Here is an 11,718-nt window from a genome sequence, read left to right on the forward strand (position 1 = left end):
TGGCGCAGGGAGGGCGCGTTGGTGTTAGCGGTTGGCAGCAATGAGTTTCGAAAGCTCCTCGCGTTCCTCGCCGGTCAATTCCGTAAGCGGGCTGCGCACCTTCCCGGCGCCACGGCCAACGAGATCTGCACCCGCCTTGACCATCGACACCGCATAACCTCGCTTGCGATCCCGCAACTCGATGAGCGGCAGGTAAAAGGATTTCAGCAGGCCCTCGATGGTCGCCGTGTCGCGAGTGCGCACGGCCTTGTAGAAGCGCAGGGCCAGTTCCGGCACGAAGTTGAACACGGCCGAGGAATAGGTGGTGACGCCCATTTCGAGATAGGGCTGGGCAAAGACTTCGGCCGTGGGCAGGCCGCCGATATGCACCATCCGGTCGCCGATCAGGCTGGAGATTTTGACCATCAGCTGCAGGTCGCCAATGCCGTCCTTGTAGCCAATCAGGTTCGGGCACATCTCGGCGAGCTTGGCGAGGGATTGCGGCGTCAGGCGGGTATTGTCGCGCGCATAGTAGATGACGCCGATCTCGACCGCGTCGCAGATCGCCTTCATATGGGCAATGATGCCCTCCTGCTCGGCGAACATCAGGTAGTGCGGCAGCACCAGAATGCCGGCGGCGCCAGCCTTTTCGGCGCGCTTTGCCAGCTCGACCGCCATGCGCGTACCATAGCCGACGCCGGCCAGTACCGGCACCCCGGGCGCGGCATTGCTCACCGCCGTGGCGATTATGTCGTCATATTCGCCGTCATAGCCGATCGAAAAGAATTCGCCCGTGCCGCCCGCCGCGAAAAGGCCTGCCGAGTCGTAGGACGATAGCCACTGCAGCCGCTTGGCGTAGGACTTGCGATCGAACTCCCCGTCCGCATCGAAGTCCGTCACCGGAAATGACAAGAGGCCCGAGCCGATCTTGGTCTTGAGTTCGTCGAAATTCACGTCCGGCCTCCTGCGGGGCGATTAGTCATACTTCTTTCTGTATGCATGCCCGAAATGGAGCTGTCAACGGCACGTGATGATGTGTGTTCCAAAAGAAGTATGATTGATTGTTGACATTGTAATTGCAGTCATACAAGAGTGCGGGCCTCAGCAATTGCCCGGAACGGTATAGCCGCCGGTGAAATCAGTCTGATGTGAGGGAAAATTGAAACATTTGAGGGTAGCCGCCCTGGCGGGAATCTCGCTTGTGACGCTGGGGAGCGTCGCAGCATTTGCGCAGCAATATCAACAGTCTCCGGCTCTCGACGGGCTGGACCTGCCACCCGTAGCCGAGCGCCTCGGGTCCGATCCGCGCGTCGTCACTCCCGTCAGCGAAGTCGGCAAGTATGGCGGCACCTTCCGCGGCGGCATGGTGGGCGGCAATGACCGCAACATGCTCTTCACCTATTTCGGCTACGAGCCGCTGCTCACTTGGGACGCCGACTGGTCTGGCGACGTTTACCCAAATATTGCAAGCGCTTACACGGCCAGCGAGGATAGCAAGTCCTTCACCTTCACCCTGCGCGAGGGCATGAAATGGTCTGACGGCAGCCCATTCACCGCCGATGACATCGCCTTCTTCATCGAAGACGTCCTGCCCGACACAAAGCTCTTTCCGACCAAGCCGGGCTGGCTGACGGTCGAGGGTGAATTGCCCACGATTTCAGTGACTTCGCCAACTGAATTCACTATTTCCTGGACCAAGCCCAACGGGCTTTTCATCATCAATGCCGCCAGCGTCTATGGCGTGCAGCTGGCGCTGCTGAACAAGGCCTATTGCAGCCAGTTCATGCCCAAATACAACCCGGATGCAGACGCCAATGCCAAGGCGGCCGGCGTTGCCGATTGGGCCGAGCATATGACCAATATGTGCGGCGTCGGCATCGAGAACATCCAGCGCTGGCGCAATCCGGAGCGGCCGACGCTCGAAGCCTGGCGCATTACCGACCCCTATGTGGCTGGCGCCACACGCGTTTCGTTCGAGCGCAATCCCTATTACTGGAAGGTCGATACCGCCGGAAACCAGCTTCCCTACATCGATGGGCTCAGCATTTCGGTGAATGCCGAAGCCCAGACGCTGCTGCTCAGCGTTCTGGCCGGCGAAATCGACTATGAAGTGCGCCACACAGCCAATACGGCGAACCTGCCGGTTCTGGCGGAAGGCACGGAAGCGGGTAATTTCTATATTTCCCCGCGCGAGTCCCGTGTCGGCAATTCGCTGGCCATTTCAGTCAATCTCAACTCGCATGATCCGCTGAAGGCCGAGATCTTTGGCAACAAGGATTTCCGCGTGGCGCTCTCGCACGCCCTGGATCGGGTCGCTATTATTGACACCTTGTTCCTGGGGCAGGGGACGCCGCAGCAGGTGACGCCGCGCAAAGGCACGCCGTTCTACAACGAGCGGCTGGCCACCCAATATCTCGAGTACGATGTCGACGAGGCCAATCGTCTGCTCGACTCGATCGGTCTCGACAAGCGTGGCGGCAACGGTCTCCGCCTCGCGCCCGATGGCAGTCCGCTGGTGGTCAATGTCGCTGCCGTGACAGCGCTTGGCGCCAATGCCGACGCGGCGGAACTGCTGGTGCAATACTGGCAGGCCGTGGGGATCGACGCGCGCTTCTCCGCTCAGGATCGCACCCGCTTCTATGAAGAAAAGACCGCGAGCCAGCACGATATCGTCGTCTGGGGCGCCACGTCCGGCGGCATCGACGTCTTCATCGATCCGCGCGACTACTTTCCCTTCTCGACCGAGTCCAACTTCGCCGTCGACTGGGCAAAATACTATATCGGCGACGGCGGCACCGAGCCGCCCGATTACGTCAAGGAGCAGTGGGCGCTCTACGACCAGATCAAGGCTACTTCGAACGCTGACGAGCAGGCAGAACTTTTCCAGAAGCTACTCGAGATAACGGCCGACCAGTTCTACCAGATTGGCATCAGCACGGCCATTCCGGGCCTTGCAGTGGTCTCCAACAATCTCGGCAACGTGCCGGCGGATACGCCAACGGGCTGGATTCACCCCGATCCGGGCACGCTCAATACCGAGCAGTTCTACTTCAAGAACTAACCGCATCCCCGCCCGGCCGGTTCTTCCGGCCGGGTTCCTCGACCAAGGGATCGCTGCCCATGCTGATCTTTATTCTCAAACGGGTCGCCGGAATGATCCCGGCCATGTTTGCGATCTCGATACTCGCCTTCACCGTCATCCAGCTGCCGCCCGGAGACTATGTTTCGACCTATGCCGCTCAGATCGCGCAGACTGGCGAAGCCGTCGACAGTGCCGTGCTTGCTAATCTCCGCGAACGCTATGGCCTGGGTGAAAACCTCGCCGTGCAATACGTCAAATGGATCGGCGGCATTGTCCGCGGCGATTTCGGCCAGAGTTTTGAGTGGAACCAGCCGGTGACCGAACTGGTCTGGGGTCGCATGGGCATGACGGCGCTCATCTCTTTCCTGACGCTGATCACCATGTGGGCGGTTTCGCTGCCCATCGGCATCATCTCGGCGGTGCGGCAATATTCGGTCATCGATTATCTCACGACCACCTTTGCCTTTCTCGCGACGGCGGTGCCCGAATTCCTTGTCGCCATCGTGCTTCTCTATATCTCGACCATGTGGTTCGGGGTGTCGGTGGGCGGGCTCTTCTCGCCGGCCTTTGAGAATGCGCCGCTTTCGCTTGCGAAGGTGTGGGATTTTCTCCAGCACGCCTGGATTCCCATTCTCGTCATTGGCCTCGGCAGCACGGCGGCGCTGACCCGCATCATGCGCGCCAATCTGCTCGATGAGTTGCACAAACCCTATGTCGAGGCCGCTCGCGCTAAGGGCCTTCCCGAAGGCAGGCTGGTGCTGACCTATCCGGTGCGCGTGGCGCTCAATCCCTTCATTTCCACCATCGGCTGGGTGCTTCCGGCCCTGATTTCTGGCGAGCTCATCGTGTCCACCGTTCTCAACCTGCCGACGGCCGGGCCCCTGCTGCTACAGGCGCTCAAGAGCCAGGACATGTATCTGGCCGGCGCCTTCATCCTGCTCACCGGCGGGCTGGTGCTCATCGGTACCCTGATCTCCGACATCCTTCTTGCTATTTCCGATCCGCGGATTCGTCTGTCATGAGCGCGCCCATCGACACCGCCGGGGAGGCGGCTCTTCTCGATCAACAGGTGCATGCCGGCAGCCTTGTTGCTGCCAGCCAATGGGCGCTGATCTGGCACAAGTTCAGCCGCCATCGGCTGGCTATGGTGGCACTCGTCGTCGTGGTGCTAATCTATCTTGTGGCTGCCTTTGCCGAGTTTCTGGCGCCGTACGATCCCGGCAAGTTTGACCCGCGCTACACTTTCGCGCCGCCGCAGCAAATCCATCTGTTCCTGACGGATGAGGACGGCACGCGCTTCGCCCCGCATGTCCTTGGCTACAAGAGCCAGGTCGATCCCAAGAGTTTTCGGCGCCTGTTCCAGCCTGATCCTGACAAGGTCATTCCCATCGGCTTTTTCGTCGAGGGGCAGCCCTACAAGTTCTGGGGTATCTGGGAGGCTAACCGGCATTTTCTCGGGCCTACCGACAAGGCCGATCCGTTCTTCCTGATCGGGGGTGATCGTCTCGGCCGAGATCTCTTGAGCCGCACCATTCACGGCACGCGCATATCCATGTCCATCGGACTTGTCGGCGTGACGTTCTCGCTCATTATCGGCCTGATCCTGGGCGGTATTTCCGGGTATCGCGGTGGTCTTGTCGATCGGGTTATCCAGCGCGTCATCGAGTTTATCCGCTCGGTGCCCACCATTCCGCTCTGGCTCGGTCTTGCCGCCGCCATGCCCAAGGATTGGCCGCCGCTACAGGTGTATTTCGCCATTCTGATCATTCTCTCGCTGATCGGCTGGACCGAAATTGCCCGTGTCGTGCGTGGCCGCTTTCTTAGTCTCCGCCGCGAGGACTTTGTTATCGCCGCGCGGCTCGATGGGGTCAGCGAATTCCGCCTCATCATGCGTCACATGATGCCTTCGCTCTACTCGCACATCATTGCCGCCATTACGCTCGCCATTCCCAACATGATCCTTGCGGAAACGGCGCTGAGCTTCTTGGGGCTGGGCCTGCAGCCGCCCATCGTCAGTTGGGGCGTGCTGTTACAGGACGCGCAGAACCTGCGCGCCATCACCCAGGCACCGTGGCAGTTTGTGCCAGGGGTCTGCGTGGTCGTGGCGGTGCTGGCCCTCAATTTCCTCGGCGATGGCGTCCGCGACGCTGCCGACCCCTATGCCAAGTGAGCCGGTCATGTCAGACGAAACCATTCTGAAAGTCCGCAATCTCTCGGTCGATTTCCCGATCCAGAAATCCGTGGTCCACGCGGTCAAGGATGTGAGCTTTGACCTGAAACGCGGCGAGACGCTCTGCGTCGTGGGCGAGAGCGGCTCGGGCAAATCGGTGACGGCCCGCGCCATTTTGCAATTGGTGGCCAAGCCCGGCGCCATTACCGGCGGGCAGATCCTGCTCGACACCAGCTCGGGCGAGGTTGATATCGTCAAACTTGGCAGCCGGGGCCTTGCCATCCGCGAAGTACGCGGCCGGCGCATCGCCATGATCTTTCAGGAGCCGATGACCAGCCTGTCGCCGGTGCACACCATCGGCCACCAGATCGTCGAAACCATTCTGCTGCACGAAAAGGTCAGCAAGGAAGAGGCGCGCAAGCGCGCGGCGGCTCTCCTCGGCCGGGTGCGCATTCCAGAGCCCGAAAAGGCGCTCGACCGCTATTCCTTCGAATTTTCCGGCGGCATGCGGCAGCGGGCGATGATCGCCATGGCGCTGTCGTGCAATCCGGAAATCCTGATTGCCGACGAGCCGACCACGGCGCTCGACGTCACGACCCAAGCCGAAATCCTGTCGCTGATCCGCGAATTGCAGCGGGATCGCGGCATGGCCGTGCTGTTCATCACCCATGATATGGGCGTCGTCGCCCAGATTGCCGATCGTGTCATGGTCATGTTTCGAGGCCAAAAGGTCGAGGAGGCAAGTGTCTTCGATCTCTTCGAACGCCCGCAGCAGCCCTATACGCGGGCGCTACTAGGTTCCGTGCTAAAACTCGAAACCCCCGCACCACGCCCGCCGCGTCCGGCGGCGGAAGAGCCGATCGCCAAAATCGAGAACCTCGAGCTGCACTTTCCGCTCAATGCCGGCTTCATGGGGCGGCCCACCAACTATCTGAAGGCCATCGATGGGGTGAGCCTGACCATCAACCAAGGCGAGACGGTCGGTGTCGTGGGGGAATCCGGCTCTGGCAAGACGACCCTTGGGCGCACGCTCTTGCGCGTCTACGATCCGACCGGGGGGCAGGTGATGTATTGGCCGAGCAATGGCGAGCCGGTCGATATCGCCACGCTCAACAAGGCCGGCATGAAGTCGCTTTATGGCGAAGTGCGCATGGTGTTTCAGGACCCGCATTCCTCGCTCAATCCGCGCATGACCATCTACCAGACCATTTCGGAGCCGCTGCGGACCAATACCGACATGACCGAGCGGCAGATGATGGATCGGGTTTCCGAGCTGCTTTCGCGCGTTGGCCTGCCGCCCGACATCGGCGACCGCTATCCGCATGCCTTTTCGGGTGGTCAGCGGCAGCGCATTTCCATCGCCCGTGCTGTCGCGGTGCGTCCGCGCCTCATCATTGCCGATGAGCCGACGTCCGCGCTCGATGTATCGCTCCGCCACCAGGTGCTCGACCTGATGCGCGATCTGCAGAACGAATACGGCCTATCTTACCTGTTCATTTCCCACGATATTTCGGTCATCCGCTATTTCTGCGACCGGGTGGCAGTGATGAAGAACGGCAAGATCGTCGAGGTTGGAGACGTGGTGCAGATTTGCGAAAACCCGCAGCACGCCTATACGCAAAACCTGATAGGCGCCGTGCCGCGGCCGGATCCGCGCCTCCGCGCAGACGCCCCGCAATAAGGAAGTTTCCATGTCCACCATATTGCTGACCGGCGCTTCCGGAAGGCTCGGCACCCATATGCGCCGCTGGTTTGCCGAAAAGGGCAGGGCGGTGCTTGCGACCGATATCCGGCCGGCCGAGGACGGCGGGGTGGTGGAGATCGCCGATCTCGCCGACCGCGCGGCGGTAGATCGGTTGATGGCGCGAGATATTTCGGGCGTCGTGCATCTCGGCGGTATGGCCAAGGAGGCCGGCTGGCAGACCGTGCTCGATGCCAATATCGTCGGCACTTACAATGTCTTCGAGGCGGCCCGCAAAGCCGGGGTCAAGCGCGTCGTTTATGCTTCGACCTACCATGTGGTCGGCATGTACCCAACCCCGAGCGATATCCCGCTCGACCTCGATACCGCCTATCGGCCGGACTCGCTTTATGCGGTGTCCAAGATTTTTGGTGAAACGCTGGGTCGGCTCTATTTTGACAAGTTCGGCGTCGAAGGCCTTGCCATCCGTATCTGCACCGCTGGCGATCCCGGCACACCGCGCGAAGCGCGGCTCTGGCTCAATCGTGACGACCTGGCCCAACTTATTGCGACCGGGCTTGATCAACGCGATCTTGGACATCGGATTGTCTATGGCGTTTCCGCCAACCCGCTGCCCATGGTGATCAACGAGCCGGCCCCTGGTCTCCAATGGGTTCCGGCGCACGGCTCGAAAGAACTTGGAAGTCCAGATCCTCTCGAACCGCTCGATGAGGGCGACGCTCGCAATCGCCTGGTTGGCGGTGCCTTTTCCACCTGGGGCCACCAGGACGATCAGGGTAGCAAAGCCGATTAATCAGGCGGCGAGGCGCTCGAAGTTTTCCTGCGGGCATGCGAGAAACGAATTGCGCATCGGCGTTACCCGGTTGGAAGCGGCCCCAATGATCACTGCAGAATACACTATCCCCGGCATGCATATCCGCGACCATGAAATCGAGGTGCCCCTCGATTGGTCGCGGCCGGCGGATAGCCGAAGCATCGTGCTGTTTGCGCGCGAAGTTGTGGACCCGACACGCAAGGATGCCGACTTGCCGTTGCTTGTGTTCTTTCAGGGCGGACCGGGTGGGAAATCTCCACGGCCCACCCAGTCAGGGCCGGGCTGGCTGGTCGAGGCTCTCAAGACCTATCGCGTCATTCTGCCCGATCAACGCGGCACGGGCCGTAGCTCACGTGTGGAAGGCAGCACCATGCGCGGCTTTGCGAGCGGACGGGAAGCAGGTGACTTTCTGGCGTGCTTCAGAGCAGATTCGATTGTCAGGGACTTCGAACATTTGCGGAAGACCGTCTTTGGGGAAAAGCGTTGGGTCTCGCTGGGCCAGAGCTATGGCGGCTTCATCACGCTTACCTATCTCAGCCAGGCGCCGGAGGGGCTATCGGGCTGCCTCGTGACAGGTGGACTTGCTGGCATTCGGCCCTCGGCCGACGAGCTTTACCGCCGTACCTACCCGCGGGTTGAGGCAAAAAACGAGCAGTTCTATCGGCGCTACCCTGCCGACATTGTCAGGATCGGTGCTATTGCCGACCATATCGCGGCCAACCGCATAGTTCTGCCCGATGGCGATCAACTGACGGTTCGACGCTTTCAGACCATCGGGATCGATTTGGGCATGAAGCCCGGATTTGAGAACATTCATTGGCTGGTCGACGAAGCCTTCCTTGGTAGGGGCGAAGGGCCGTTCACCGAGCACTTCCTGGCCGAGGTCATGCGCTTAACCAGCTATGATAGTAATCCGCTGTTTGTGGTGCTGCACGAGAGCCTTTATGGCGAAGGTCCAGGAGCGACGGCCTGGGCGGCCGACCGTGTGCGTCAGGAACTGCCACAATTTGCGCCGGAGCGGCGTCCCTTACTGTTCACCGGGGAAATGATGTTTCCCTGGATGCTGGAGGAAATCCGCTCCTTGCGCGATTTCCGCGCTGGCGCCGAGGCCCTCGCCGCGCGCGATACCTATAGCGCGCTCTATGATCTGCATCGACTTGCCGCCAATGACGTACCGGTCGTGGCTGCAATCTACTTTGACGATATGTATGTTGACGCCGATCTCTCGCTCGAAACGGCCCGCCACGTGGGCAATCTCGACTACTGGATTACCAATGAATACGAACATGACGGCTTGCGTGCCGACGTTCGCGTATTCAAGCGCCTGCACGAAATGTTCAATGATAAGGGTGGGGCGCGCTGAGCGCGTCCCGGCCTGGCATCAGCTGCCGCTGGCGGCGACAAACTCTCGCGTGTAGTTCTGCTGAAGGTCGCGGCTGCGCAACTGTTCGCGCGTCAGCGTTTCGACGTGCCTGGCGTTTTGCAGCAGCATCAGCCGGTCACAGATATAGGAAATCACCGCCAGATTGTGGCTGACAATCACGAAGGTCAGCCCCATTTCGCTGCGCAGGCGATTAAGCAGGTTGAGGATTTCGGCCTGTATCGAAACGTCGAGTGCCGAGGTCGGCTCATCGAGCAGCAGCAATTTTGGTGACAGTGCGAGAGCGCGGGCAATGGCGATGCGCTGGCGTTGCCCGCCAGACAGCTCGTGCGGATAGCGATAGGCAAAGTCTTCACTGAGCCCTATCAGGCGCAGCAGGTCCAGCGTACGGCCTTCGACATTGTCGAGGCGGTGAATGCGCATAGGCTCGGCAATGGCATTGCCGACGAGATGACGCGGATGCAGGGACGCATAAGGGTCCTGAAACACCATTTGTACCTGTCGGGAGAATTCACTCCTACCCGTGCCACGGGCCGGCACGCCATTGACCCCAATGGCGCCGGACCAGTCCTGGTTAAGACCCATAATGGTGCGCAAAATGGTGGATTTTCCTGAGCCGCTTTCGCCCACAAGGCCAAAACTCTCGCCGCGCGCCACGGCAAAGCTCACATCATCGACGACAGTTGCCGCGCCGAAGCGAACCGAGAGCCGGTCAACGGTCAAAATATTGTCGATCATGATGTCTGGCTCCAGGCGGCCTGTCGATCAAGCACCGGCAGTGGCGTCAACGGTCCGTCGATTTCGGGCAGGCAGGCGAGCAGGCCGCGCGTATAGGGATGCTGCGCTTCGTTGAGACGCTTGGCATCAAGCGTTTCGACGATCTGGCCGGCATACATCACGATCACCCGGTCACAGAAGCGGCTCACCAATTGCAGATCGTGGCTGATGAAGATCAGCCCCATACGCCGCCGCTCGACCAGTTCATCGAGAATGGACAGAACCTGCATCTGCACGGTCACATCAAGGGCCGAAGTCGGCTCGTCGGCGATGAGCAAGTCAGGCTCGCGCACCACCATAATGCCGATCATCACCCGCTGACCCATGCCACCGGAGAGTTCGTGCGGGTAGCGGTTGAACACCAGTTCGGGGGAACGAATGTGCAGGCTCTCGAGGATTTCCAGTGCTGTCTTGCGTGCGGCCGTTCTGCCGATGCGACGGTCGCCGATCCTGATTGCTTCAACGATCTGTTCGCCCGCCGTCATCACCGGATTGAGCGAGAATTTGGGGTCCTGCAGCACCATGCCCATGCGGCCGCCACGCAGATGGCGGCGCTGCCGCGATGAGGCGGTCAGGAGATCGATTCCGTCAAAGGCGAGTGTTTCCGCCTCGATGCGCACGTGGTCGGGCAAGACGCCAAGTATGGCGCGGCCGGACAGGCTCTTGCCCGAGCCACTTTCGCCGACAATGCCGAGCTTTTCGCGGCCGAGCGAGAAGCTGACGCCACGTACCGTCTCATTCCACCCACCGGCTTCGGTGGGAAAGGCAATACGCAGGTTTTTGACCTCGACGAGGGGCTCAGTCATGTGCGTGCCTTCAGGTGTGGATCGAGCAGGTCGCGGATGGCGTCCCCCAGAAGATTGAAGCCCAGTGACACGATGAAGATGGCAAAGCCTGGAACGGTCGCCACCCACCACTGGTCGAAGATGAATTTGCGGCCGGTGGAAATCATTGCGCCCCATTCGGGCAGCGGAGGCTGTGCTCCAAGGCCAATAAAGCCAAGACCGGCGGCCGTCAGGATGATGCCGGCCATATCGAGCGTCATGCGCACGATGACCGAGGAAATGCACATGGGCATGATGTGGAATACGATGATGCGGAACTCGGAGGCGCCCGAGAGTCTGACGGCGTTGACATAGTCGCTGTTGCGCACAGCAAGCGCCTCGGCCCGCGCCATGCGCGCATAGGGCGGCCAGGCCGTAAGGGTAATGGCAATGGCGGCGTTGACGATGCCAGGACCGAGCGCGGCGACGAAAGCCAGAGCTAGCAAGAGCTTGGGCACTGCCAGGAAGACGTCGGTCACGCGCATGAAAACGGTATCGAGCCAGCCGCCATAATTACCGGCGACAACGCCAACCAGGAGCCCGATCGGCGCGGAGGTGACAATGACGAGACCGACAATCAGCAGGGTCAGACGCGAGCCATAAAGTACGCGGCTGTAAATATCGCGCCCCAGTTCGTCCGCGCCCAGCCAGTATTCGGCGTTTGGCGCCGAAAGCCTGCCGGCCAGATTGGGGAGGTAGGGGTCATGAGTGGCCAGAATGGGAGCGAAGGCGGCGCAAAACAGCAGAGCCAGCAGGATGACAAGCCCGAACATGCCGGATGGATTGCGCGCGAAACGGCGGCAGAAACTGACCACCTGCTTCCACTGGGCGGCGCGTACCTGGGCGCGGGCGATGGTATGGGTTTCCATGGTGCTCATCGACGGGCCGGCCGGGTTCTGGGATCGAGGGTATTGTACAAAATGTCGGAAAGCTGGTTGAGCACGATGAAAATCGCGCCAACGAGGAAGGTCCCGCCCAACACCGCATTG

The 11,718-nt window shown here is 60.7% G+C and carries 10 protein-coding genes; 6 read left to right on the forward strand and 4 right to left on the reverse strand.

Annotation, left to right across the window (positions count from 1 at the left end; all coding sequences use genetic code 11):
* Window positions 1-24 precede the first annotated feature (24 nt).
* Window positions 25-933: a 5-dehydro-4-deoxyglucarate dehydratase gene (gene kdgD / locus J0I64_RS19080; RefSeq protein WP_291411213.1), complete on the reverse strand. Its 909-nt coding sequence runs from the start codon at window positions 931-933 to the stop codon at window positions 25-27.
* A 214-nt stretch (window positions 934-1,147) separates the two neighbouring features.
* Between kdgD and J0I64_RS19085 the strand changes: the two genes are divergently transcribed.
* From J0I64_RS19085 to J0I64_RS19110, 6 genes are all read left to right on the forward strand, one after another.
* Complete coding sequence (locus tag J0I64_RS19085) at window positions 1,148-3,040, forward strand: ABC transporter substrate-binding protein (RefSeq protein WP_291411215.1); 1,893 nt, start codon at window positions 1,148-1,150, stop codon at window positions 3,038-3,040.
* 59 nt (window positions 3,041-3,099) lie between these two features.
* A complete protein-coding gene (locus tag J0I64_RS19090) occupies window positions 3,100-4,083 on the forward strand; it encodes an ABC transporter permease (RefSeq protein ID WP_291411217.1) in 984 nt (327 codons plus the stop codon).
* Window positions 4,080-5,231, forward strand: a complete 1,152-nt coding sequence (locus J0I64_RS19095; protein ID WP_291411219.1) for an ABC transporter permease — start codon at window positions 4,080-4,082, stop codon at window positions 5,229-5,231. The genes J0I64_RS19090 and J0I64_RS19095 overlap by 4 nt, the downstream gene beginning before the upstream one ends.
* Before the next feature lie 7 nt (window positions 5,232-5,238).
* On the forward strand, window positions 5,239-6,912 hold the full coding sequence (locus J0I64_RS19100) for an ABC transporter ATP-binding protein (RefSeq protein WP_291411221.1): 1,674 nt from the start codon (window positions 5,239-5,241) through the stop codon (window positions 6,910-6,912).
* Between the two features lie 10 nt (window positions 6,913-6,922).
* Window positions 6,923-7,726 carry an NAD(P)-dependent oxidoreductase gene (locus J0I64_RS19105; RefSeq protein WP_291411224.1) on the forward strand — a complete coding sequence of 268 codons (804 nt, stop codon included), beginning with the start codon at window positions 6,923-6,925 and terminating at the stop codon, window positions 7,724-7,726.
* An 88-nt stretch (window positions 7,727-7,814) separates the two neighbouring features.
* Window positions 7,815-9,110, forward strand: a complete 1,296-nt coding sequence (locus tag J0I64_RS19110; protein WP_291411237.1) for an alpha/beta fold hydrolase — start codon at window positions 7,815-7,817, stop codon at window positions 9,108-9,110.
* An 18-nt stretch (window positions 9,111-9,128) separates the two neighbouring features.
* Here the strand turns inward: J0I64_RS19110 and J0I64_RS19115 are convergent, their stop codons facing one another.
* From J0I64_RS19115 to nikC, 3 genes are read right to left on the reverse strand one after another with little or no spacing between them, the layout of a single operon-like run.
* Window positions 9,129-9,866 carry an ABC transporter ATP-binding protein gene (locus J0I64_RS19115; protein ID WP_291411225.1) on the reverse strand — a complete coding sequence of 246 codons (738 nt, stop codon included), beginning with the start codon at window positions 9,864-9,866 and terminating at the stop codon, window positions 9,129-9,131.
* Entirely contained in the window at window positions 9,863-10,711 is an 849-nt protein-coding gene (locus J0I64_RS19120; protein ID WP_291411228.1) for an ABC transporter ATP-binding protein, read from the reverse strand. Before J0I64_RS19120 ends, J0I64_RS19115 begins: the two co-directional genes overlap by 4 nt.
* Complete coding sequence (gene nikC, locus J0I64_RS19125; protein ID WP_291411230.1) at window positions 10,708-11,598, reverse strand: nickel transporter permease; 891 nt, start codon at window positions 11,596-11,598, stop codon at window positions 10,708-10,710. The genes J0I64_RS19120 and nikC overlap by 4 nt, the downstream gene beginning before the upstream one ends.
* Between the last annotated feature and the right edge of the window lie 120 nt (window positions 11,599-11,718).

It is taken from the genome of Devosia sp. (assembly GCF_017307565.1).
In the GTDB taxonomy this organism is placed as follows: Bacteria; Pseudomonadota; Alphaproteobacteria; order Rhizobiales; family Devosiaceae; genus Devosia.